This window comes from Limimaricola variabilis (assembly GCF_014195545.1).
In the GTDB taxonomy this organism is placed as follows: Bacteria; Pseudomonadota; Alphaproteobacteria; order Rhodobacterales; family Rhodobacteraceae; genus Limimaricola; species Limimaricola variabilis.
In genome coordinates, this window is record NZ_JACIBX010000004.1 from 124,625 (window position 1) to 146,455 (window position 21,831).

22 protein-coding genes are annotated in these 21,831 nt (G+C 70.0%); 7 read left to right on the forward strand and 15 right to left on the reverse strand.

Features of this window, described 5'->3' with window-relative positions; genetic code table 11:
* Positions 1-3 precede the first annotated feature (3 nt).
* Positions 4-339, reverse strand: coding sequence for a hypothetical protein (locus tag FHS00_RS07485; RefSeq protein WP_183471422.1), 336 nt, complete (start codon positions 337-339; stop codon positions 4-6).
* Positions 340-477: 138 nt separating this feature from the next.
* Here FHS00_RS07485 and FHS00_RS07490 point away from each other — a divergent pair, with 138 nt between their 5' ends.
* Complete coding sequence (locus FHS00_RS07490) at positions 478-2,769, forward strand: FdhF/YdeP family oxidoreductase (protein ID WP_183471424.1); 2,292 nt, start codon at positions 478-480, stop codon at positions 2,767-2,769.
* 44 nt (positions 2,770-2,813) lie between these two features.
* On the opposite strand, the gene FHS00_RS07495 is transcribed toward FHS00_RS07490, so the two are convergent.
* Positions 2,814-3,083, reverse strand: coding sequence for a hypothetical protein (locus FHS00_RS07495; RefSeq protein ID WP_183471426.1), 270 nt, complete (start codon positions 3,081-3,083; stop codon positions 2,814-2,816).
* Positions 3,084-3,243: 160 nt separating this feature from the next.
* Between FHS00_RS07495 and purU the strand changes: the two genes are divergently transcribed.
* On the forward strand, positions 3,244-4,101 hold the full coding sequence (purU, locus tag FHS00_RS07500; protein ID WP_183471428.1) for a formyltetrahydrofolate deformylase: 858 nt from the start codon (positions 3,244-3,246) through the stop codon (positions 4,099-4,101).
* A 4-nt stretch (positions 4,102-4,105) separates the two neighbouring features.
* Here the strand turns inward: purU and FHS00_RS07505 are convergent, their stop codons facing one another.
* From FHS00_RS07505 to FHS00_RS07525, 5 genes are all read right to left on the reverse strand, one after another.
* Positions 4,106-5,440: an AI-2E family transporter gene (locus FHS00_RS07505; protein WP_183471430.1), complete on the reverse strand. Its 1,335-nt coding sequence runs from the start codon at positions 5,438-5,440 to the stop codon at positions 4,106-4,108.
* The gene (locus tag FHS00_RS07510; RefSeq protein WP_183471433.1) at positions 5,421-6,200 is read right to left on the reverse strand and encodes an SDR family NAD(P)-dependent oxidoreductase; all 780 of its coding nucleotides are present in this window, start codon (positions 6,198-6,200) and stop codon (positions 5,421-5,423) included. The genes FHS00_RS07505 and FHS00_RS07510 overlap by 20 nt, the downstream gene beginning before the upstream one ends.
* A 95-nt stretch (positions 6,201-6,295) precedes the next feature.
* Entirely contained in the window at positions 6,296-7,741 is a 1,446-nt protein-coding gene (locus FHS00_RS07515; RefSeq protein WP_183471435.1) for a mannose-1-phosphate guanylyltransferase/mannose-6-phosphate isomerase, read from the reverse strand.
* Between the two features lie 223 nt (positions 7,742-7,964).
* Positions 7,965-10,151, reverse strand: coding sequence for a DEAD/DEAH box helicase (locus tag FHS00_RS07520; protein ID WP_183471437.1), 2,187 nt, complete (start codon positions 10,149-10,151; stop codon positions 7,965-7,967).
* Positions 10,152-10,278: 127 nt separating this feature from the next.
* Positions 10,279-10,509 (reverse strand): hypothetical protein, encoded by a 231-nt coding sequence (locus tag FHS00_RS07525; RefSeq protein ID WP_183471440.1) that lies wholly within the window; start codon positions 10,507-10,509, stop codon positions 10,279-10,281.
* Positions 10,510-10,909: 400 nt separating this feature from the next.
* Between FHS00_RS07525 and FHS00_RS07530 the strand changes: the two genes are divergently transcribed.
* Positions 10,910-11,128, forward strand: coding sequence for a YjiS-like domain-containing protein (locus FHS00_RS07530; protein ID WP_183471442.1), 219 nt, complete (start codon positions 10,910-10,912; stop codon positions 11,126-11,128).
* Positions 11,129-11,132: 4 nt separating this feature from the next.
* Here FHS00_RS07530 and ureG read toward each other — a convergent pair whose 3' ends face one another.
* From ureG to FHS00_RS07570, 8 genes are read right to left on the reverse strand one after another with little or no spacing between them, the layout of a single operon-like run.
* Complete coding sequence (gene ureG, locus FHS00_RS07535; protein ID WP_183471444.1) at positions 11,133-11,762, reverse strand: urease accessory protein UreG; 630 nt, start codon at positions 11,760-11,762, stop codon at positions 11,133-11,135.
* On the reverse strand, positions 11,759-12,397 hold the full coding sequence (locus tag FHS00_RS07540) for an urease accessory protein UreF (protein WP_246391170.1): 639 nt from the start codon (positions 12,395-12,397) through the stop codon (positions 11,759-11,761). Before FHS00_RS07540 ends, ureG begins: the two co-directional genes overlap by 4 nt.
* Positions 12,387-12,857, reverse strand: coding sequence for an urease accessory protein UreE (locus tag FHS00_RS07545; RefSeq protein ID WP_183471448.1), 471 nt, complete (start codon positions 12,855-12,857; stop codon positions 12,387-12,389). Before FHS00_RS07545 ends, FHS00_RS07540 begins: the two co-directional genes overlap by 11 nt.
* 9 nt (positions 12,858-12,866) lie before the next feature.
* Complete coding sequence (gene ureC / locus FHS00_RS07550) at positions 12,867-14,576, reverse strand: urease subunit alpha (RefSeq protein ID WP_183471449.1); 1,710 nt, start codon at positions 14,574-14,576, stop codon at positions 12,867-12,869.
* On the reverse strand, positions 14,576-14,881 hold the full coding sequence (locus FHS00_RS07555) for an urease subunit beta (RefSeq protein ID WP_183471451.1): 306 nt from the start codon (positions 14,879-14,881) through the stop codon (positions 14,576-14,578). The genes ureC and FHS00_RS07555 overlap by 1 nt, the downstream gene beginning before the upstream one ends.
* Positions 14,878-15,027, reverse strand: coding sequence for a hypothetical protein (locus FHS00_RS07560; RefSeq protein WP_183471453.1), 150 nt, complete (start codon positions 15,025-15,027; stop codon positions 14,878-14,880). Before FHS00_RS07560 ends, FHS00_RS07555 begins: the two co-directional genes overlap by 4 nt.
* Before the next feature lie 24 nt (positions 15,028-15,051).
* The gene (locus tag FHS00_RS07565) at positions 15,052-15,354 is read right to left on the reverse strand and encodes an urease subunit gamma (RefSeq protein ID WP_183471455.1); all 303 of its coding nucleotides are present in this window, start codon (positions 15,352-15,354) and stop codon (positions 15,052-15,054) included.
* A gap of 1 nt (position 15,355) precedes the next feature.
* Entirely contained in the window at positions 15,356-16,147 is a 792-nt protein-coding gene (locus FHS00_RS07570; protein WP_183471457.1) for an urease accessory protein UreD, read from the reverse strand.
* A gap of 398 nt (positions 16,148-16,545) precedes the next feature.
* Here FHS00_RS07570 and urtA point away from each other — a divergent pair, with 398 nt between their 5' ends.
* From urtA to urtD, 4 genes are read left to right on the forward strand one after another with little or no spacing between them, the layout of a single operon-like run.
* A complete protein-coding gene (gene urtA / locus FHS00_RS07575) occupies positions 16,546-17,832 on the forward strand; it encodes an urea ABC transporter substrate-binding protein (protein ID WP_183471459.1) in 1,287 nt (428 codons plus the stop codon).
* Positions 17,833-17,884: 52 nt separating this feature from the next.
* Positions 17,885-19,837, forward strand: a complete 1,953-nt coding sequence (urtB, locus tag FHS00_RS07580; RefSeq protein WP_183471461.1) for an urea ABC transporter permease subunit UrtB — start codon at positions 17,885-17,887, stop codon at positions 19,835-19,837.
* Positions 19,838-19,868: 31 nt separating this feature from the next.
* A complete protein-coding gene (locus tag FHS00_RS07585) occupies positions 19,869-21,092 on the forward strand; it encodes an ABC transporter permease subunit (protein WP_183471463.1) in 1,224 nt (407 codons plus the stop codon).
* Positions 21,089-21,829: an urea ABC transporter ATP-binding protein UrtD gene (gene urtD / locus FHS00_RS07590; RefSeq protein ID WP_183471465.1), complete on the forward strand. Its 741-nt coding sequence runs from the start codon at positions 21,089-21,091 to the stop codon at positions 21,827-21,829. The genes FHS00_RS07585 and urtD overlap by 4 nt, the downstream gene beginning before the upstream one ends.
* The last annotated feature ends 2 nt before the right edge of the window (positions 21,830-21,831 follow it).

The following is a 21,831-nucleotide window of genomic DNA, read 5'->3' on the forward strand; positions in this document are numbered from 1 at the left end:
GGTTCAGACGATCAACGCGATCAGGGTCAGCACCAGCGCGGTGCCGACCGTGACCCCGATCATGATCATGCGGTTGCGGCTTTCGCGCGTGGTGGTCTTGGAGGCGTAGCTGGTCGGGCGCGGCGCCTGCGCGCCTTTCGAGGCGTCGCCGCGCGCGGGGTTCTCTGTCTCGGCCGCCTGCGCGCGTTTGACCTGATCCTCGCTGTTGGGAAATCCCGAGGCCTCGTCATCGGTGCCGAGGGGCGAGGCGGCGGTGTCGGGAAAGCCCTTCTTGTCGCCGGCCTCGCCCGCGTCGATGTCGCTGCGCAGCCGGTCGGCGGTATGCGGTGTCTCGGCCATGTGGTGGCTCCTTGATCTGCGTCGTCCTTCAACCGGGGCGCCGTCATGGGAGTTCCGTCCACGCCCCGCGCGGAACCCTCGCGCGCGCGTGTCGGTTTGGCCGGAGACGCAGCGCCGCAGCACGGGGAAGGACCGCAGATGACCGACCGCAAGGAAACCCACCAGCGCGAGGAACTGCCGCATTACGACCACCCCGCGGGCGGGTGGGGCTCGCTGCAAAGCGTCGCCAAGCATATCGGGCAGGAGCGGCCCGACGCCGGCGTGCTCGAGACCCTGATGCGGCAGAACAAGCCCGGCGGCCACATGTGCACCTCCTGCGCCTGGACCAAGCCGCCCAACCCGCACATCGCCGAGTTCTGCGAGAACGGCGCCAAGGCGACGCTGTGGGACCTGACCCGTGACCGCTGCACGCCGGAGTTCTTCGCCCATCATACCGTCAGCGAGCTGCGCGGCTGGTCGGATTATGACCTCGAGATGCAGGGCCGTCTGACCCACCCGATGCGCTACGACCCGGCGACCGACAAATATGTGGAGACCAGCTGGCAGGAGGCGTTCGACGGGATCGGCGCCAAGCTGCGCGAGATCCGCGCCCGCGATCCGAAATCGGTGGTCTTCTACGCCTCGGGGCGCGCCAGCCTCGAGACGTCGTATCTCTATGCGCTGCTGGCCCGGCTCTATGGCAACAACAACCTGCCCGACAGCTCCAACATGTGCCACGAGACCACCAGCGTCGGGCTCAAGAAGGTGACCGGCAGCCCGGTCGGCACCTGCGTGCTGTCGGATTTCGATCATTGCGACATGATCATCTTCATGGGGCAGAACACCGGCACCAACTCGCCGCGCTTTCTCCACCCTCTGCGGGCCGCCAAGAAGCGCGGATGTCAAATCGTCACATTCAACCCGGTGCGCGAGGCCGGTCTCGTCACCTTCCGCGACCCGCAGAACCCGGTCGAGATGCTGGCCGGCAAGGAGACGGTAATCTCGGACCGCTACCTCCAGCTCAAACCCGGCTCGGACGTCGCGGTGCTGGCGGGGCTGTGCAAGCGGGTCTTCGAGAACGACGACGAGCAGGGCGGCGGCGTGATCGACCGGACGTTCGTCGCCCAGCACACCAGCGGCTGGCCGGAATTCGAAGCGGCGATCCGCGCCGTGTCGTGGGACGAGATCGAGAAAGTCACGGGGCTGCGCCGCGAGGACATCGCCGAGGTCGGCGAGATGTACTGCAACTCCGAGAAGGTGATCGGCATCTATGGCATGGGCCTGACCCAGCACGTGCATGGCAGCCTGAACATCGCGATGTATGTGAACCTGCTGCTGATGCGCGGCAATATCGGCCGGGAAGGGGCGGGGATCTCGCCGGTGCGGGGCCATTCCAACGTGCAGGGCCAGCGCACCGTCGGCATCTCGGAAAAGCCGGAGCTGGTGCCGCTCGACAAGATCGACGAGATGTTCGGCTTCAAGAGCCCGCGCGACGAGGGCACGACCACGGTCGAGGCGGTGAAGGGGATCCTCGACGGCTCGATCAAGGGCTTCGTGTCGCTGGGCGGCAACTTCGCGCGCGCGATCCCCGATCAGGGTCGGACCGACGACGCCTGGAAGGATCTGGAGATCAACGTCCAGATCGCGACCAAGCTCAACCGCAGCCACACGCTGGTCGGCCGCGAGGCCTGGCTACTGCCCTGCTTGGTGCGCTCCGAGCTTGACCTGCAGGCCACCGGCCCGCAGGCGGTGTCGATGGAAGACAGCCTGTCGATGATCCATGGCAGCGAGGGGCGCCGCGAGCCGGCATCGAAGATGGTCCGCTCCGAGCCTTTCATCGTCGCCGGGATCGCCAAGGCGACGCTCGACCCCAACCCCAAGGTGAAATGGGACGAATGGGTCGGCGATTACGCCAAGGTGCGCGACCTGATCCAGGAGACCTATCCCGACAAGTTCGAACGCTTCAACGAACGGCTGTTCCAGCCCGGCGGCTTCTACAAGGGCAACCCCGCGCGCGAGCGGCAGTGGAAGACCGAGACCGGCAAGGCGATCTTCACCGCGCCGCCGACGCTCTCGGCGCTGGGGCAGGTGCCGGGGGATGACAGCTACACCCTCGTCACGGTGCGGTCGAACGACCAGTTCAACACCACGATCTACGGCTTCAACGATCGGCTGCGCGGGCTCAAGACCGACCGCCACGTGGTGATGATGAACCCCGAGATGATCGCCCGCGCCGGGCTGCGCGAGGGGCAGGAGGTGACGCTGTCCTGCGCGATCGAGGATGGCGAGACCCGCGAGGTCGGCGGGCTCAGGGTTATCGCCTACGACCTGCCGGACGACACCGTCCTCGCCTATTACCCGGAGACCAACCCGCTGGTGCCACTCGACTACCATGACGAGCTGTCGAAGACCCCGGCCTACAAGGGCGTACCGGTGCGGATCCGGGCCTGAACCAAAACGCCCCCGGCGCCGCGCGGCGCCGGGGGGGTTGCGCCTCAGCGCTTGACCAGCTTGTTGAAGCGGCTCGCCGCGCCGTCGGCGGCCTGGTCCTGGTGCAGGAAGGCGAGCTTGCTCTCCTCGAAGATCTCGAACCATTCCTTCCAGTCGATCCGCTCCAGCCCCTCGGCCTGCGGTTCGAAGTCGATGCGCAGCACGCCGCCCTCGCCGTGATCGGCGGTCTCGGCCACCCGGGCGGGATGGCCGCCGCGCGCCTCGCACCACTGGCGGATCTCGTCGTGGTCGGTGGTGGTTTTCGCGTCGCTCATCGCGTTCTCCTATCGGAAACATCCGCCGCCCAACGCGAAACCGCGGCACGGGTTTCGCCGCTCCGATGTCGCCAAACCGCGAAAGAGCGCCGCCGCCGTGCTGGCATCCCGCGCCGCGCCGGGTGACAAGGACGGCGAGCAAGCCAAGGGGCAAGACGCCATGACCACCCATATCCTCACCCTCACCTGCCGCAACCGCCCCGGCATCGTTGCCGCGGTCGCCACAGCGCTGGCAGAGACCGGGGGCGACATCACCGAGGCGCGGCAGTTCGACGACACGCTCACCGGCACCTTCTTCATGCGGGTGGCGTTCCGGCTGCCGCAGGAGGTGGGTGGCGACGGCGCCTTCCGTGCCAAGATGGACGGCATCGGCACCGCCTTCGGCATGAACTGGACCCTGAGCCCGCAGGACTACCGCCAGAAGGTGCTGATCCTGGTATCGAAGTTCGACCATTGCCTCGCCGACCTGCTCTATCGCCAGCGCATCGGTGAAATGCCGATGGATCTGGTCGCGGTGGCGGGCAACCACCCGGCGAGCGCGCTGTCGGTGCGGCTGCCCGAGGACGTGCCCTATCACCACCTGCCGATCACCAAGGAGACCAAGCCGCAGCAGGAGGCCGAGATCCGCGCGCTGGTGGAGGAGACCGGGGCCGAGCTGGTGGTGCTGGCGCGCTACATGCAGATCCTGTCGGACGAGATGTCGGCCTGGCTGTCGGGGCGCTGCATCAACATCCACCACTCCTTCCTGCCCGGCTTCAAGGGCGCCAAGCCCTATCACCAGGCGCATGCGCGCGGCGTGAAGATGATCGGCGCCACCGCGCATTACGTGACCGAGGATCTCGACGAGGGGCCGATCATCAGCCAGGACGTCGAGCACGTCACCCATGCCGACACCCCCGACGACCTCGTCGCCAAGGGCCGCGACATCGAGCGGCGGGTGCTGGCGCGGGCGGTGGCGCTGCATCTCGACCGGCGGGTGCTGGTCAATGGCAGCCGCACGGTGGTGTTCGGCAAGTGAGCCCTCAGTCGGCGGTCTTGGCTTCGCCGGGAGCGCCGAGCTGTTCGTCCACCCCGGCATAGTCGGTCTCGTCCGACAGGCCGAGCGCGATCCAGCGCAGCCCCGGCACATGGGCGCAGGCGACCATCACCACCATGGTGATCGGCACCGCCAGAATCGCGCCCGCCACGCCCCAGACCCAGCCCCAGAACAGCAGCGCGCAGAGGATCACCAGCGCCGAGATCGACAGGTGCCGGCCCTGCACGCGCGGGTCGATGTAGTTGCCCATCACCTGCTCGATCGCCAGCACGCCCGCACCGACCATCACCGCGGTCCAGGGATCGCGGGTGGCAAATGCGTAGACCACCGGCAGGATGCCCGAGATCAGCGAGCCGATCGAGGGCACGAAATTGAACACGAAGGTCAGCAACGCCCAGACGATCAGCAGGTCGAGCCCGAAGATCCACAGCCAGCCGACATAGAGCAGCGCGGTGACGATGCCGAGGATGAAGCGCACCCACAGATAGCTGCGGGTCTTCTCGGCGACGAGGTCGACCGCGCCGCTGACCTCGGCGCGCTTGTCAGGGCGCAACATTGCGCCGAGTTTGGAATACCAGCGCGGTGCCTCGGACAGCATCAGTAGCGTCAGGAAGAAGATCAACACCAGCGCCAGCGCAATTGCCGAGATGGTGGAGATCACCGTGGTGGCGAGGCCGGAGGCGCGCTCCATCAACGTGCCGCCGAAGCCCCCCGACCCAGCAAGGCCGCGGATCTGCTCGACCAGTCCGGTGGCGGCGGCGCCGCCCTGTGACGGGTCGGGCGCGTCGCTGGGGTTGAGCCCGGCGCCGGGCGTGGCCTGGATCGCGCTTTCGACCGCGGCGCCGGTGGCGCCCGCCGCGGCCTCGCCGGTCGCGGTCTCCTCGGCCGGCTCGGCATCCTCGTCGGGCACGTCTTGCGCGGTACCGTCGCCTTGCTCGGCGCTGCCGGCGTTGTCGCCGCCGCCCGAAAGCTGCTCCACCGCCTCGCTGGCCTGTTCGGCCGGAAAGCGGGCGAGGAATTGCTGGGCGGAGATCCATAGCGCGCCCATGAAGGCCGCCAGCACCAGCGCCAGGAGCGTCATCGCCGCGAGGTGGCCGACCCAGGCGCGGCCGCCGGCCCAGGAGGTGACGCGGGCGTCGACCGGTGAGAGCAGCAACGCGAGGAAGAAGGCGAAGACGATCGGCAGGAAGACCGGCTGCATGACGTGCAGCGCCCAGCCCACCAGCACCAGCGTGATCACCCCCAGCATGCCGAGGGCAGGGTGGGCGAGGCCGCGCGGCAGCAGCCTGCGGGCCTCGGGTTCAGGCGCCTTGTCCGACATGCAACGATAGCCCCCCGTCGATGGTGAAGGTCTGGCCGGTGACGTAATCGGCCTCGGGCGAGGCGAGGTAGACGGCGAGATGGCCGATCTCCTCCGGCTTTCCGGCGCGCCGCCACGGGATGTTGCTGACCTGACGCTCGCGGGCGGCGGGGTCCTCCATCGCCTCCTGGTTCATCGCCGTCAGGATCATGCCGGGCGCGATGTTGTTGACCGCGATCCGGTCGGGGGCGAGTTCGAGGCAGAGCGTGCGGGTGAGGTTGCGCAGCCCGCCCTTGGCCGCGTCATAGGCGGCGGAGCCGATGCGGGGGATCTCCTCGTGCACCGAGGAAATGTTGACGATCCGGCCGCCACCGCCGGCGGCGCGGCGGGCCCGGATGAAGGCGCGGCAGCACAGCATCGGCCCGAACAGATCGACCTTGAGCATCTTCTCCCAGGTTTCGTCCGACATCTCCGCCAGCTCCTCGCCGGGCGCGTCGAGCCCGGCGGAGTTGAGCAGGATGTCGGGCGGGCCGAAGGCGTCCGCCGCGGAGGCGAACAGCCGTTCGACATCGTCGGGGCGGGTGTGGTCGCATTGCACGGTGATGGCGGCGCGGCCGGCCTCGCGGATCTTGGCTGCGGTCTCGGCGGCGCCGTCGGCATCCTCCAGATAGGCCAGCACGAGATCCGCGCCCTCGCGGCCGAAGGCCACGGCGCAGGCCTGGCCGATGCCGGACTCCGCCCCGGTGACGATCGCCGTCTTGTCCTGAAGTCTGCCGGTCATGGCCCCTCCTTGGCTTGGGGGCCATGCCGATCCGGCCCCGTCAGGGGGGCAACATCCGTGTCACGTCGGGGTTCCGACGGGGGAGGGGGGAGCGATCAGCTCCTGGCGTAGACATCCTCGTATCTGACGATGTCGTCCTCGCCGACATAGGTGCCGGTCTGGACCTCGATCAGCACCATCGGCACCTTGCCGGGGTTCTCCATGCGGTGCACGGCGCCGAGCGGGATGTAGACCGACTGGTTCTCGGTCACGAGCTTGACCTCGTCGTCGACCGTGACCTTCGCGGTGCCCTCGACCACGATCCAGTGCTCGGAGCGGTGGTGGTGGCTTTGCAGGCTGAGCGCGGCGCCGGGATGGACCATGATCCGCTTGACCTGGAACCGGCCGCCGACCACCAGGCTCTCGAACCAGCCCCAGGGGCGATGGTCCTTGGGGAAGGCGGTGGCCTGCACGGCCTTCTTGGCCCTCAGCGCCTCGACCGCCTTCTTCACGTCCTGCGCGCGGCGCATGTCGGCGACCAGCACCGCGTCGTTCATCGCGATCGCCATGACGTTCTCGAGCCCGATGCCGACGATCTCCAGCCGGTCGCTCTCCGAGCGCAAGAGCGTGTCGCGGCAGTCGATCGCGGTGGCGCCCTGCGAGGTCACCACGCCGCTCTCGTCGGGGCCGCTCTCGCGCCAGACCGCGTCCCAGCCGCCGAGGTCGGACCAGGCCGCCTGGTAGGGCACGACCGAGAGATTGCCGGCCCTTTCCATCACCGCGTAGTCGATCGAGATGTCGGGCGCCTGCGCCCAGGCCGCGGGGTCGAGCCGCAGGAAGCCGAGATCGGTTTTCGCCTGCGACAGCGCCGCCTCGACCGGGGCGAAGATCTCGGGCGCGTGCTCGCGGAAGGCCGCGACCATGTCGGCGGCGCGGGCCATGAAGATGCCGGCGTTCCACAGGAAGTTGCCGGAGGCCAGCATGTCCTCGGCGCGGGCGGCGTCGGGCTTCTCGACGAAGCGGGTGAGCGGCTGCGGCGCGCCGTCACCGACCGGGCCCTCGAGCTCGAGATAGCCGTAGCCGGTCTCGGCATGGGTGGGTGCGATGCCGAAGGTGACAAGGCGACCTTCGGAGACCGGCCCGAGCCCGCGAGCGACGGCGGCGTGGAAAGCGGGCGCGTCTGGGACGACGTGATCGGAGGGCGCGACCAGCATCACCGCCTCGGGGTTCCCGGCCATCAGATGCAGCGCGGCAGCGAGGATCGCGGGGGCGGTGTTGCGCCCCTCGGGCTCGATCAGCACCGCGCCCGGGTCGATCCCGGCGAGGCCGAGCTGCTCGGTGACGATGAAGCGGAAGTCGGAGTTGGTGAGCACCAGGGGTGCCGCGAAGTCGAGCGCGCCCTCGGGCCCCATCGCGGTGCCGCTCAGCCGCCGCGCCGAGGCCTGGAACAGCGTCTCGGCGCCCATCAGCGGCACGAACTGCTTGGGGTAGCTCTTGCGCGACAGCGGCCAAAGCCGCGTGCCCGAGCCGCCGCACAGAAGGACGGGGGTGATGGTGGTCATGAGCGAAACTCCGAAAATCGTCTGAATACTGGTCAAGAAAGGGATGCCGCCGGGGCGGTGCATTCTTTCTGACCCGAAATCCGGAGGGATTCAAACGCCATTCCGCCATGCTGCGGTCCGAACCCGACAAACGCACGGGCAGGCGGCGATTGGGGCGGTGGCTGCCGCATGGGGCAGCCGCCGAAAAGCATCGGGCGGCGCTGGTCGCGCCGCCCGAGAGCCGTCAGTCGCGGCGGCGCGGCGTGTCGAAGCCGCCCTTGCGCGCGGGCTTGGCCCCGGGCTTGCCGCCCGGCTTGCCGGCCTTGCCCGGCGGGGTGAAGCGGCGCGAGGTGTCGGCGGCGCCGCGCGGCTTGGCCGGGCCCTCGGTCTTGCCGGGGCGATCGGCGCGGGCGGCGGGCTTGGCGCCCGGCTTGCCGGCCTTGGTCGGCTTGCCGCCGGGACGGCCCAGCTTGTCGGAAACGGCGCCGTCGCGGCTGCGGTCGAAGGGCTTGGCGTCCTTCTTCTTCCACGGCTTGGCGCCGCCATCCTCGTCCCGCTTCTTCCACGGCTTGTCGCCGGCACCGGCCTCGCGCGGCTTGTAGGGCTTGCCCTCAGGCTTGGCCGGGGCCTTGCGCAGCTTGTCGGCGCGGGGCGCATCCTCGACGGGGCGATCCGCGCGGGCCGGGGCCGGGGTCGGGGCAGGGGCCACCGGGCGGGCATCGGCCTCGGGCCGGGCCTCGCGCTCGGGACGGGGGGCGCGATCCGGGCGCGGCTCACGCTCCTGCCGCTCGGGCCGGGGTCCGCGATCGGGGCGAGGGCCACGGTCGGGGCGCGGACCGCGATCGGGACGCGACAGGTCGGGGGCGGCGTCGAGCGGGGTCAGCTTCAGCCCCTCCTCGGGGGACATGCCGGGGCCGATCGCGGCGAGGAAGCCGGGCACGGCAGCCTCGGCGATCTCGACGAAGGTCTCGCTGTCCTGGATCCGGATCGCGCCGATCGCGTCCTTAGAGATGTCGCCGGCGCGGCACAGCAGCGGCAGCAGCCAGCGCGCCTCGGCCCGCTCGCTGCGGCCGACCGAGAGCGAGAACCACTTGCCAGGCCCGAAGGCGGCGGCGGGGCGCTTTTGCGGCTTGGCGTCGGGCGGCAGCAGCTCCTCGGGGGCGGAGCGACGGGCGCGGTAGAGCGCGAGATAGGCCGCCGCGATGGTCTCGGGCGCGTGGCGCTGCAAGAGCTTGGCGGCGAAGACCTTGGCGTCCTCGGAGATCTCGGCGTTCCAGACCGGATCGTCGAGTAGCCGCGCTTCGTCGGCGGCGAGGATGTCCTCGGCCGAGGGCGGCACGGTCCAGTCGGCCGAGAGCTTGGCGGTGCCGAGCAGCCGCTCGGCCTTCTTGCGGGCCTTCATCGGCACGATCAGGGCGCTGACGCCCTTGCGGCCGGCGCGGCCGGTGCGGCCCGAGCGGTGCAGCAGCGTCTCGGAGTTCGAGGGCAGCTCGGCATGGATGACCAGCTCGAGATCCGGCAGGTCGATGCCGCGCGCGGCGACATCGGTGGCGACGCAGATCCGGGCCCGGCCGTCGCGCATCGCCTGCAGCGCATGGGTGCGCTCGTTCTGGCTCAGCTCGCCCGAGAGCGAGACCACCGAGAAGCCCCGGTTGGACAGCCGCGCGGTGAGGCGGGCGACCATGGCGCGGGTGTTGGCGAAGACGATGGCGTTGGCCGCGTCCTGGTGGCGCAGCGTGTTGATGATCGCCGCTTCCTCGTCGCCCTGGGCCACTTGCAGCGCCCGGTATTCGATATCGGCGTGCTGGCCGCCCTTGGTGGCGACGACGACGCGCTCGGCGTCGCGCTGGAATTCCTGCGCCAGCTTGGCGATGGCGGGCGGCACCGTGGCCGAGAACAGCAGCGTGCGGCGCGTCTCGGGGCAGGCAGAGAGGATGAATTCGAGATCCTCGCGGAAGCCGAGATCGAGCATCTCGTCGGCCTCGTCGAGCACCACGGCGCGGATGTCCGACAGGTCGATAACGCCGCGACGGACGTAATCGGCGAGACGGCCGGGGGTGGCGACGACGAAATGCGCGCCGCGGTCGAGCGCGCGGCGCTCGTCACGGATCTCCATGCCGCCGATGGCGGTGGCGAGGCGGGCGCCGGCGCCGCGATAGAGCCATTCGAGCTCGCGCATCACCTGGCTGGCCAGCTCGCGCGTCGGCGCGATGGCGAGCGCCAGCGGCGCGGCGGCGCGGCCCAGCTCGCCGTTCTCGTCGAGGATGGTCGGGCCGATGGCGAGGCCGAAGCCCACCGTCTTGCCCGAGCCGGTCTGGGCCGAAACCAGCAGGTCGCGCTCCGCGAGCTCCGGTGCGGTCACCGCCTCCTGCACCGGGGTAAGCGTGTCGTAGCCGCGCGCGTCGAGCGCGTCCCTGAGGGTCTGCATCATGTAAATTGAATGTCCGTTGGTCTGGAATCGGCCATGGCCGGGGAGTCGCGCCGGATCGCGCGGTATCAAGCTACGCCTCTTAGACCCATCGCAGCGCGCTGTATAGCGCCAATCAGGGCGTTTCGGCTCAGCGGAACTGGAAGCAGTCGATGCCGATCGCGGCCGGGGCGGGCGCGGGGGTGGCCTCGGCCCGGGGGGCGGGGCGCGGCACATCGCGCGGCGGCTTGGGCACGAGCGGGGTCACCGCAGCGGCGGGACGGGCGGGGCGGGGCGCCCGGATCAGGTCGGAGGCCAGCCGCGACAGCCAGCCCTGCTCGGCGGCGCAATCCGGGAAGAAGTTGATCATGTCGTCCGGCATGGCGTTCTCCTGCGGCGCGTCGTCGGGGCGTGCCGGTGGCGTCACCGCCCGCCGGGCCGGTCCGAAATCGAGGTATCGGCGCCGCGATGCAAGCGTGGCGATCGGTCCTCGGCGAAAGCTCGCGCAGCAACGAGGCTGCGTCGAGGCGGCTTCGCGGGGTTCCCGCGACGGGTGGCGCGGGGAGCGAGGCGGGGTCAGAAAGTCGGTTTCGCGGGCGATCCGAACGGCTTTGCCCGCCAACCGAGCGGGAGCGGGACGACGGACGGTAGTGCTGTCGTCGCAGCCCTGTCACCGGCGCATGGCACCTTTACCAATCTGGGGGTGGTCGGGGGGCGCGGCGCCCCCACTATCGAACCCATGCCAATGCCGCACTGCGGCGAAACCCAAACCGGAGACCGCCATGACCCGATTCGACAATGATCGTTCCGTCATTCCTGCCCGTCTCGCGCTGCTGCGGGGCGACCTCGCAACCTCTTTCGAACGCCGCCGGATCTTCCGGCGCACCGTGGCCGAGCTGTCGCGGCTCTCGGATCGCGACCTCGCCGATCTCGGCTGCGACCGGCTCGGCATCGTGCAGATGGCGCGCGACGCGGCCCGGCGGGCCGTGCCGCGTCACTGAAGGCTCAGGCGGGCTGGGGCTGCGCCAGCCCGCCGATCCGCCGCAGATGCGACAGCACCTGCGCCACGCCCTCGCCGTGGCGCAGGGCGCAGAACTGGACCGGGCGTTCGCCGCGCATCCGCGCCGCGTCGCGCGCCATCACCTCGAGCGAGGCGCCGACATGCGGTGCCAGATCGGTCTTGTTGATCACCAGAAGGTCGGAGCGGGTGATCGCCGGGCCGCCCTTGCGCGGGATCTCCTCGCCCGCGGCGACGTCGATCACGTAGACCGTCACATCCGCGAGCTCGGGCGAAAAGGTGGCCGAGAGGTTGTCACCGCCCGATTCGATCAGCACCACCTCGATCCCCGGATGCCGCCGCTCCAGCTCCGCCACGGCGGCGAGGTTGAGGCTGGCATCCTCGCGGATCGCGGTGTGCGGGCAGCCGCCCGTCTCCACCCCGATCACCCGGTCGCCGGGCAGGATCTGCATTCGCATCAGTGCCTCTGCATCCTCCTGGGTGTAGATGTCGTTGGTGATCACGCCGATCGAATGGTCGGGGGCGAGCGCGCGGGCCAGCGCCGCCGTGAGCGTCGTCTTGCCCGCGCCGACCGGGCCGCCGATGCCGATCCGCAATGGTCCGTTCATGCTGCTCATGTCGCGAAGATCCTCGGTTGCTGGGTCTCGTGGCGCATCGCGGCGATGTCGCCCAGGAAGGTAGTGGAGGAGAGGTCGTCGAGCGTCGCGCCCTCGGCCCGTTCGGCCAGATCCGCGCAAAGCGGCGCCAGCGCGGCCTGGAGGCGCTGGCCCTCGGTCTGACCCAGCCCCATCAGCCGCTGCGCCGCCGAGACGAGGTTGGCCATGAAGGATTGCAGGTAGAGCGCGATCACCGGCCGCAGCGGCAACCCGTGCCGCGCCGCCGCGTGGCCGATCGCGACCGGGTGGGCGCGCGCGGTGTCGGAGACGTCGGAGACGCGCGATTCCGTGCGCGCGAAGGCCGCGCCTTGCCGCGTCATCTCGGCCAGCCGCTCGGCGCTCGCCGCCAGTGCCCGCGCGGTGGCGTCGATCCCCGCCGGGTCCGCCTCGCGATGCGCCGCCGCCAGCAGCAGCGCGTCGTTCCAGCCGGCACCATGTTCGAGCACGTCGCACAGCCAGCCCTCGAGCGAGGCGCGGTCCCGCACCCGCCCGTCGGCGATCATGCGCTCCAGCCCGTGCGAATAGGCGAAGGCGCCCACCGGGTAGCCGGGCGAGAGCCAGCGCGCGAGGGTGAGCGCCTGCGCGTCAGTGAGCATGGGCGGTCGCCACGTGTTCATGCGCGTGGGTGCGGCCGTGGCCATAGGCGCCGCCCTCGGGGGTGAAGGGGCCGGTGGTGTCGCGCAGCTCGGCACCCAGATGCGCCAGCATATGCGCGATCACGTGGTCGCGGCGGATCACGAGGCAATCGGGCCGGATCTCGCAGGGGGTATGCCGGTTGCCGACATGCCAGGCGAGCCGAACGAGGTCGCCGCGCGCCTCGGTCAGCGGCTCGGGCGCGGCCTCGATCGCCACATGGCTGCCATCCGACAGCTCCAGCGCGTCGCCCGCCTCGAGCGAGGTGGTCTGCGCCAGATCGACGAGGAAGGGGCGGCCCGCGGCCGTCACCAGCCGCTTGCGGCGCAGGAAGCGCCCCTCGTAGTCGAGCGCGCATGTCTCGGCCGGGCCGGACCAGTGGCCCTTGCGGAGGAGGATTCGAGCGGTCGGAAGTTCGGTCATCGCGTCACCTCAGAACAGGAAGTAGCGCTGCGCCATCGGCAGCACCTCGGCGGGTTCGCAGGTCAGCAGCACGCCGTCGGCGCGGACCTCGTAGGTCTCGGGGTCGACCTCGACCGTGGGCAGCGCGTCGTTAAGCTTGAGGTCGCGCTTGGTCACGTGGCGTGTGTCCTCGATGGCGACGGTCTGTTTGGCGAGGCCGAGCCGCTCGCGCAGCCCGTCCTCCTGCGCCGCTTTCGAGACGAAGGTGACGCCGGCATGTTCGACCGCGCGGCCATAGGCGCCGAACATCGGGCGCAGATGCACCGGCTGCGGCGTCGGGATCGAGGCGTTGGGATCGCCCATTTGCGCCATCACGATCTGCCCGCCCAAGAGCACCATCTCGGGCTTCACCCCGAAGAAGGCCGGGTGCCAGAGCACCAGATCGGCGCGCTTGCCCGGCTCGATCGAGCCGATCTCATGCGCGAGGCCATGCGCCAGCGCGGGGTTGATCGTGTATTTGGCGACGTAGCGGCGGGCGCGGAAATTGTCGTTCTCGCCCGTCTCCTCGGCCAGCCGCCCGCGCTGGCGCTTCATCTTGTCGGCGGTCTGCCAGGTGCGGATCAGCACCTCGCCGACTCGGCCCATCGCTTGGCTGTCCGAGGCGATGATCGAGAAGGCGCCCATGTCGTGCAGGATGTCCTCGGCGGCGATGGTCTCGCGCCGGATCCGGCTTTCGGCGAAGGCGATGTCCTCGGGCACCCGCTTGTCGAGGTGGTGGCAGACCATCAGCATGTCGAGATGCTCCTCGACCGTGTTGACGGTGAAGGGCCGGGTCGGGTTGGTCGAGGCGGGCAGAACCGACATCTCGCCGCAGATCTTGATGATGTCGGGGGCGTGGCCGCCGCCCGCGCCCTCGGTGTGGAAGGCGTGGATGGTGCGCCCGGCGATGGCCTTCACGGTGTTCTCGACGAAGCCCGCCTCGTTGAGCGTGTCGGTGTGGATCATCACCTGCACGCCGGTCTCGTCGGCAACCCGCAGGCAGCAGTCGATGGCCGCCGGTGTGGTGCCCCAGTCCTCGTGCAGCTTGAGCGCGCAGGCGCCGGCGAGGATCTGCTCGTGCAGCGCGCCGGGCAGGCTCGCATTGCCCTTGCCCGCGAAGGCCAGGTTCATCGGGAAGGCGTCGGCCGATTGCAGCATCCGGGCGAGGTGCCACGGCCCCGGCGTGCAGGTGGTGGCCAGCGTGCCATGCGCGGGGCCGGTGCCGCCGCCGAGCATGGTGGTGACGCCCGAGGCCAGCGCCTCCTCGATCTGCTGCGGGCAGATGTAGTGGATGTGGCTGTCCATGCCGCCCGCGGTGAGAATGCGCCCCTCGCCGGCGATCACCTCGGTCCCCGGCCCGACGACGATGTCGACTCCGGGCTGGGTGTCGGGGTTGCCCGCCTTGCCGATGGCGGCGATGCGCCCGTCCTTGAGGCCGACATCGGCCTTGTAGATGCCGGTATGGTCGAGGATCAGCGCGTTGGTGATCAGCGTGTCGACCGCGCCCTCGGCGCGCGAGCGCTGGCTCTGGCCCATGCCATCGCGGATCGTCTTGCCGCCGCCGAACTTCACCTCCTCGCCATAGCTGGTGAGATCGCGCTCGACCTCGATCACGAGGTCGGTATCGGCGAGCCGGACCCGGTCGCCGGTGGTGGGGCCGTACATGGCGGCGTAATCGCCGCGAGAGATGCGCGTGGCCATCAGAGATCCCCCATCACGTTGCCCTGGAAGCCGTAGACCTTCCGGTCGCCGCCGATCTCGATCAGCCGCACCTCGCGGCGCTGGCCGGGCTCGAAGCGCACCGCGGTGCCGGACGCGATGTCGAGCCTGCGGCCGCGCGCCGCCGCGCGGTCGAAGTCGAGGCCGGGATTGGCCTCGGCGAAATGGAAATGGCTGCCGACCTGCACGGGACGGTCGCCGGTATTGGCGACCATCAGCGTGATCGCCTCGCGACCGGCGTTCAGCTCGATCTCGCCGTCCTTGGGCATCACCTCGCCGGGGATCATGTGCGCAGCCCCCGGATCAGGGCCGCGGCGAGCAGCGCGAGGCCGAGGAGCGGACCGGTCCAACCGGCATGGAGATGCGCGGCCCCGGCATGGGCGAGCGCCGGGGCGGGGAGAACGAGCGGGGTGGCGAGGAGGATACGGGTCATCATCGGTCCTTTCGAAAGCGCGGGTCAGCGGATCGGGTCGTGCACGGTGACGAGCTTGGTGCCGTCGGGAAATGTCGCCTCGACCTGCACCTCGGGGATCATCTCGGGCACGCCCTCCATGCATTGCGCGCGGGTCACGACCTCGGCGCCCGCCTGCATCATTTCGGCCACCGAGCGGCCGTCGCGCGCACCCTCGACCACCGCGTCGGTGATCAGGGCGATCGCCTCGGGGTGGTTGAGCTTGACGCCGCGGGCGAGCCTGCGGCGCGCCACCTCGGCGGCCATCGCGACCAGCAGCTTGTCCTTTTCGCGGGGGGTGAGGTTCATGTCAGAGTCTCCATGAGGCGGGCAGGGTGCGCCCCGTCAAAAGGTCGAGCACCGGTAGAAGCGTCTGGCGCAGTGCGAAGCCGTCCTCGGCCAGAAGCCGCATCACCAGAAGGTCGGGCGCAACAAGCGAGGCGCCGCCGGTTTCGGGCAGCAGCGCGCGGATCGCGGCGAGGTGCGCTTCGGCCTCGGGCGTGGCGAGGATAACGCAGGCCATCGCGCCGGCGCCGTCGGCCACCGCCGGGCGGGCGAGATGGGCGGCGACGTCGCCCGAGAGCCGGATCGCGTCGAGATAGAGCGGCGCGCCCGCGCGGGTGATCTCGATCCGGTCGCGGAAGCGCGCCGCGTCGAGCCGCTCGCCCATCGCCGTGCGGCCGAAGATCACCGGCTCCACCAAGAGCGCCCGGCCGCCCGGCGCGAGGTCGAGCGTCAGCTTCCGATCGAGATCGCAGCCGCGATAGAGGATCGTCTCCTGCGGCAACCAATCGAGCCGAGCCTCCGCCGCCACGGTGAGGCGGTTGCGGATCCGGGCCGCCGGGCCGCCGGAGCTGCGATAGGCGCGCTCGGCCGCCTGGGTGGTCAGCCGCAAATGCGCGCCGGTATGGGCGTGGGCCGTGATCTCCAGCCGGTCGCCGCCGGTGGCGCCGCCGGAGGTGTTGAGGATCACCGCCTCGACATGCGGCTTGCGCGGGAAGAGCGCGCGCAGCGCACCCTCCTGGCGCAGCAGCGACAGGCCGGAGGCGGCGGCCTCGATCCGGAGCGCGCCCCGGGCGCGCGGCGGCGCGGCATATGGCATCTGGTGCAGGATGGCATCGCTCCCCGATGGTGGGCCTGCCGCTTTCCTGCGCCTTTCGGATATGGGGATTCCAGTGCGGCGGCGCCGATCGGCCCGGCCGCCGCGCCATTGCGGTCAGGATTGCGGCACAACCGTAGGCATCTGCATAAAAACGCGGCAATCGTCGCAATCGCGCCGCGCCGTGGCGCCCGGAAGTTTGCCTCCGCGGCCCTCCTGCCCAAACCGTAGGCGCATCCGCCGCCGGGCCGTGGGGCACCGGGCAGGGGCGGGGAGTGGGGACGGCCGCAGGAATTGCAGCTCTCGGGCCGCCCCCGGATGCAACGAAGTTGCGGGACGAGATCTAGAGGCGCTTGCCCATTCCGGCAACGCCGACCCCGCGTCCCGCGGGAGACAGTGACATGAAGACGCGCATTTCCACCCTCGCCATCGCCGCGGGCCTCGGCTTTGCCGCAGCCCCCGCCTTCGCGCAGGACGCCGCCTGTCCGATCAAGGTCGGCGTACTGCACTCGCTCTCGGGCACCATGGCGATCTCCGAGACGACGCTGAAAGACACGGTGCTGATGCTGGTCGAGGACCAGAACGAGAAGGGCGGCCTTCTGGGCTGCGAGCTCGAGGCGGTGGTGGTCGACCCGGCCTCCGACTGGCCGCTCTTCGCCGAGAAGGCGCGCGAGCTTCTGACCGTGCACGAGGTCGACGTGATCTTCGGCAACTGGACCTCGGTCAGCCGCAAGTCGGTGCTGCCGGTGGTCGAGGAGCTGAACGGCCTGCTGTTCTACCCGGTCCAGTACGAGGGCGAGGAATCCTCGAAGAACGTGTTCTATACCGGCGCCGCGCCGAACCAGCAGGCGATCCCCGCGACCGACTACATGATCGAGGAGCTGGGCGTCGAGAAGTTCGCGCTCCTGGGCACCGACTACGTCTATCCGCGCACCACCAACAACATCCTCGAGGCCTATCTCAAGGATCAGGGCGTGGCCGATGCCGACATCTTCGTCAACTACACCCCCTTCGGCCATTCCGACTGGTCCAAGATCGTCTCCGACGTCGTCGCGCTCGGCGCCGACGGCAAGAAGGTCGGCGTGATCTCCACCATCAACGGCGACGCCAATATCGGCTTCTACAAGGAGCTGGCGGCGCAGGGCGTCTCGGCCGAGGACATTCCCGTCATCGCCTTCTCGGTGGGCGAGGAGGAGCTGTCGGGCCTCGACACCTCGAACCTGGTCGGCCACCTCGCAGCCTGGAACTACTTCCAGTCGGCCGATGGCGAAGCGAACGAGGCCTTCGTCGCCAAGTGGAAGGAAAAGATGGGCGGTGAGCGGGTCACCAACGACCCGATGGAGGCCCATTACATCGGCTTCAACATGTGGGCGCAGGCGGTCGAGCAGGCCGGCACCACCGATGTCGACGCGGTGCGCGAGGCGATGTACGGCCAGACCTTCCCGAACCTCACCGGGTCGGTCGCCGAGATGCTGCCGAACCACCACCTGACCAAGCCGGTGCTGATCGGCGAGATCACCGAGGACGGGCAGTTCGACATCCTGACCCAGACCGACCCGGTGCCGGGCGATGCCTGGACCGACTTCCTCCCCGAGAGCGCGATGCTGACCTCGGATTGGAAGGATCTCGGCTGCGGCATGTACAACACCCAGACCGAGACCTGCGTGCAGACCAAGTCGAACTACTGACCATGGACCGGCCGGGGTGCCTCGCGTCCCGGCCCGCCACGGGGGCGGGATGATGATACGGACATTCAAGACGGCGCTGGTGGTGACCTGGCTGGCGCTCGGCGCGGTTCAGGCGCAGGCCGGGCCGGTGCAGGACCTGCTGCAGGAACAGGGCGCGTTGATCGAGGAAAGCTCGCGGCGCACGATCGGGCCGGCGATCGAGGCGATCGTCGACAGCGGGCTGGAGCGGGTGCAGCCCGTGCTCCAGGCCTGGCAGGACAAGGCGTTGTGGATCGACGCCGAGGGACGCTTCTGGCGGGTGATCGAGAAGGACGGGGACGAGATCCTCGTCGATGTCGACACCGGCGCCGAGGCGGGCCCCGCCGACACCGCCGCGATGGAGCAGATCAAGCCCAACAGCGGCATCCGCGCGCTGATCGGCACCGCGCTGGTGCAGTTCCAGCTCTCCGACCCGAACCCGGCGCGCCGCCGCGCCGCGCTTGAATCGATCACCCGCGATCCCGAGCCCGAGCTTCTCGCGCCGCTGCGCGCCTCGATCGAGACCGAGGACGACGCCGACCTGCTGGCCCGCAAGGTCCGGCTCGAGCGGCTGCTCACCGCCCGCTTCGACGAGGACGAGGCCGCGCGCGTTGCCGCCATCGAGGCGCTGTCGACCGATGCCGCGGTCGAGACCCGCGCCGCGCTCAACCCGCTGCTGGCGAGCCGGATGGTGGCGCTGCCCGACGGCGAGACGCCCGAGGGCAACGTCGCCCGCGAGCTGAGCCCCGGCGGCGACCGGCTGTCGCGCGCCGCCGCCTATGGCGCGCTGGTCGATGCCGGTCTCGCGCCGCCGCGCCCGAGCGATGCCGAGATCCGCGCCGCGCTCGAGGCCAACCGGGCGAATGGCGAAGTGGGCGGGGTCGCCGTCGCCGCGCTCGGCGATCCGCAGGCCCGCGCCCGTGCCTATGACGCGCTGGCCGCCGAAGGTCTCGTGGCCCCTCGCGTCGAGGAGGCCGATGTCGAGGCCGCGCTCGCCGCGCATGCCTTCTTCGACGTCTATGCCGAACCGAGCGCCGCCGTCACCGACGCCGCCCGCGCGGCGCTGACCTCGATCGGCATCCGGGTCGGCGCGATGAAGGGGGTCGATATCGGTCTCGACGCGCTCTCGCTCGCCTCGATCTACTTCCTCGCCGCGATCGGCCTCGCCGTCACCTTCGGGGTGATGGGGGTGATCAACATGGCGCATGGCGAGTTCATCATGATGGGCGCCTACACCGCCTATCTCGTGCAGCAGATCATCCCCGACCGGACGCTGTCGCTGATCGCGGCGCTGCCGGCGGCCTTCGTGGTCACCTTCGTCGCCGGGGTGGCGATGGAGCGGCTGGTGATCCGCCATCTCTACAAACGGCCGCTCGAGACGCTGCTGGCCACCTTCGGCATCTCGATCGCGCTGCAGCAGCTGGCCAAGATCGTGTTCGGCACCCAGGCCCGCCCGCTGACCGCGCCCGACTGGCTCGGTGGTGCATGGATCATCAACGACGTGGTCGGCATCAGCCATATCCGGATCGCGATCTTCGTGCTGGCGCTGATGTTCCTCGGCTTCTTCCTTTTCCTGATGAAGCGCACCCGGCTCGGGCTGGAGACCCGCTCGGTGACCCAGAACCCCGGCATGGCGGCCTCGGTCGGCATCGATCCGGGCCGGGTCAACATGCTGACCTTCGGGCTCGGCTCGGGCATCGCCGGCATCGCCGGCGTGGCGATCGGCCTCTACGCCAAGGTCACCTCCGAGATGGGCGCCGACTACATCGTGCAGAGCTTCATGACCGTGGTGGTCGGCGGCGTCGGCAACATCTGGGGCACGCTGGCGGGTGCGGCGATGATCGGCGGCCTGCAGAAGGGCATCGAGGTGCTCAACCCCTCGAACACGCTGGCGGCGCAGACCTGGATGATCGTCGCCGTCATCATCTTCATCCAGTTCCGGCCGCGCGGGATCATCGCGCTCCGGGGCCGCGCGGCGGGGGACTGACCATGACCGCCATTCAAAGATCGGAGGCCGCATGACCGGCTCGTTTCTCAAGCGCAACCCGTCGGTGCCGGTGGTGCTGGGCCTGCTGCTCCTCGGCACGCTCGCGGTCGCCGCGATGGCGGCATCGGGGGGGCTGTCGACCAGCTTCGTCAAGACGCTGGGCATGACGCTCTGCCTCGCGCTGGCCGCGCTCGCCATGGACCTGGTCTGGGGCTATGCCGGCATCCTCAGCCTCGGCAACATCGCCTTCTTCGCGCTCGGCGGCTACATGATCGGCATGTGGCTGATGACCGCGCGGACCGAGATCATCGTCGCCGAAAGCCTTGCGGGTCAGGCGATCCCGGCCACCCCGCAGGAGATCCGCGACGCGGTGGGCGGTCAGATCTTCGGGGTGGTCGGTTCGGCCGACTTTCCCGCGATCTGGGCCTTCTCGGGCTCGCTGCCGGCGCAGCTCGCCCTCGTCGTGCTGGTGCCCTCGCTGCTGGCGTTGGTCTTCGGCTGGCTGGCCTTCCGCTCGCGCGTGACCGGGGTCTATCTGTCGATCCTGACCCAGGCGATGACGCTGGCGCTGGCGCTCTACCTGTTCCAGAACGACGCCGGTTTGCGCGGCAATAACGGGCTGTCGGGGCTGCAGAACCTGCCGGGCCTGTCGGCGGTGCCGCAGGCCACCGTCTCGCTGTGGTTCCTGTGGGGCTCGGCGCTGGCGCTGGGGCTGGGCTACCTGCTCTGCGCCTGGGTGGTGTCGGGCAAGTTCGGGGCGATCCTGCGCGGCATCCGCGACAACGAGGCGCGGGTGCGGTTCCTCGGCTACCCGGTCGAAGGGTTCAAGCTGGCGGTATTCACCCTGTCGGCGGCGATCACCGGGATCGCGGGCGCGCTCTACTACCCGCAGGCGGGGATCGTGAACCCGGCCGAGATGATGCCGATCGCGTCGATCTACCTTGCGGTCTGGGTGGCGATCGGCGGGCGCGGACGGCTCTATGGCGCTGTGATCGGCGCCATCGCGGTGAGCCTGATCTCCTCCTTCTTCACCTCGGGCAAGCTGCCCGATCTCGATCTCGGCCCGGTCCGGCTGGTCTGGGTCGACTGGTGGCTGGTGATGCTGGGCTTCAGCTTCGTGCTGGTCACGCTGCTGGCGCCCAAGGGGCTGGGCGGTCTGGTCGATCTGTGGACCCAGCGCCGCCGCCCCGAGCGCCACGGCGCCGATCTCGGCCCGGACACCGGCGCGTTCCGCGAAAAGGAGGCCGAGGCATGAACACGCTTCTCGAGGTATCCGGCGTTTCGGTGAGCTTCGACGGCTTCCGCGCCATCAACAACCTGTCCTTCCACATGGGCGCGGCGGAGCTGCGCGCGGTGATCGGCCCGAACGGCGCGGGCAAGACCACCTTCATGGACATCGTCACCGGCAAGACCCGTCCCGACAAGGGCACGATCCGCTGGGGCGAGAAAGGGATCTCGCTTCTGGGCCTGTCGGAGGCCCGCATCGCCCGCGAGGGGGTGGGGCGCAAGTTCCAGAAGCCCACCGTCTTCGAGGACCAGACCGTGCGCGCCAACCTGCTGGTGGCGCTGCGCAACCGGCGCGGCCCCTTCGCGGCGCTGTGGTGGAAGCCCAAGCCCGCCGAGCTGGAGCGGGTCGACGCGCTGGCCGAGACGATCGGCCTCGCCGCGCATCTCGACCGCAAGTCGGGCGAGCTGAGCCACGGCCAGAAGCAGTGGCTGGAGATCGGCATGCTGCTGGCGCAGGAGCCCAAGCTGCTGCTGGTCGACGAGCCCGCCGCCGGGATGACCGTGGCCGAGCGCGAGAAGACCACCGCGATCCTGGTCGAGGCTGCCAAGACCCGCGCGGTCGTGGTGGTCGAGCACGACATGGAGTTCGTGCGCCGGCTGAACTGCCGCGTGACGGTGCTGCATGAAGGCTCGGTTCTGGCCGAGGGCAGCCTCGATCACGTGACCTCCAACAAGGACGTCATCGACGTCTATCTGGGACGATAACC

Excerpts from the sequence above, each read along its gene's own strand:
- FHS00_RS07515 (WP_183471435.1), bottom strand. The coding sequence starts at position 7,741 with ATGACCACCATCACCCCCGTCCTTCTGTGCGGCGGCTCGGGCACGCGG.
- FHS00_RS07530 (WP_183471442.1), top strand. The coding sequence starts at position 10,910 with ATGACCCGATTCGACAATGATCGTTCCGTCATTCCTGCCCGTCTCGCG.
- FHS00_RS07545 (WP_183471448.1), bottom strand. The coding sequence starts at position 12,857 with ATGACCGAACTTCCGACCGCTCGAATCCTCCTCCGCAAGGGCCACTGG.
- FHS00_RS07585 (WP_183471463.1), top strand. The coding sequence starts at position 19,869 with ATGACCGGCTCGTTTCTCAAGCGCAACCCGTCGGTGCCGGTGGTGCTG.
- FHS00_RS07555 (WP_183471451.1), bottom strand. The coding sequence starts at position 14,881 with ATGATCCCCGGCGAGGTGATGCCCAAGGACGGCGAGATCGAGCTGAAC.
- FHS00_RS07565 (WP_183471455.1), bottom strand. The coding sequence starts at position 15,354 with ATGAACCTCACCCCCCGCGAAAAGGACAAGCTGCTGGTCGCGATGGCC.
- urtD (WP_183471465.1), top strand. The coding sequence starts at position 21,089 with ATGAACACGCTTCTCGAGGTATCCGGCGTTTCGGTGAGCTTCGACGGC.
- FHS00_RS07540 (WP_246391170.1), bottom strand. The coding sequence starts at position 12,397 with ATGCTCACTGACGCGCAGGCGCTCACCCTCGCGCGCTGGCTCTCGCCC.
- FHS00_RS07510 (WP_183471433.1), bottom strand. The coding sequence starts at position 6,200 with ATGACCGGCAGACTTCAGGACAAGACGGCGATCGTCACCGGGGCGGAG.
- FHS00_RS07485 (WP_183471422.1), bottom strand. The coding sequence starts at position 339 with ATGGCCGAGACACCGCATACCGCCGACCGGCTGCGCAGCGACATCGAC.
- FHS00_RS07520 (WP_183471437.1), bottom strand. The coding sequence starts at position 10,151 with ATGATGCAGACCCTCAGGGACGCGCTCGACGCGCGCGGCTACGACACG.
- FHS00_RS07570 (WP_183471457.1), bottom strand. The coding sequence starts at position 16,147 with ATGCCATATGCCGCGCCGCCGCGCGCCCGGGGCGCGCTCCGGATCGAG.
- urtB (WP_183471461.1), top strand. The coding sequence starts at position 17,885 with ATGATACGGACATTCAAGACGGCGCTGGTGGTGACCTGGCTGGCGCTC.
- urtA (WP_183471459.1), top strand. The coding sequence starts at position 16,546 with ATGAAGACGCGCATTTCCACCCTCGCCATCGCCGCGGGCCTCGGCTTT.
- FHS00_RS07505 (WP_183471430.1), bottom strand. The coding sequence starts at position 5,440 with ATGTCGGACAAGGCGCCTGAACCCGAGGCCCGCAGGCTGCTGCCGCGC.
- FHS00_RS07525 (WP_183471440.1), bottom strand. The coding sequence starts at position 10,509 with ATGCCGGACGACATGATCAACTTCTTCCCGGATTGCGCCGCCGAGCAG.
- purU (WP_183471428.1), top strand. The coding sequence starts at position 3,244 with ATGACCACCCATATCCTCACCCTCACCTGCCGCAACCGCCCCGGCATC.
- ureG (WP_183471444.1), bottom strand. The coding sequence starts at position 11,762 with ATGAGCAGCATGAACGGACCATTGCGGATCGGCATCGGCGGCCCGGTC.
- FHS00_RS07560 (WP_183471453.1), bottom strand. The coding sequence starts at position 15,027 with ATGACCCGTATCCTCCTCGCCACCCCGCTCGTTCTCCCCGCCCCGGCG.
- FHS00_RS07495 (WP_183471426.1), bottom strand. The coding sequence starts at position 3,083 with ATGAGCGACGCGAAAACCACCACCGACCACGACGAGATCCGCCAGTGG.
- ureC (WP_183471449.1), bottom strand. The coding sequence starts at position 14,576 with ATGGCCACGCGCATCTCTCGCGGCGATTACGCCGCCATGTACGGCCCC.
- FHS00_RS07490 (WP_183471424.1), top strand. The coding sequence starts at position 478 with ATGACCGACCGCAAGGAAACCCACCAGCGCGAGGAACTGCCGCATTAC.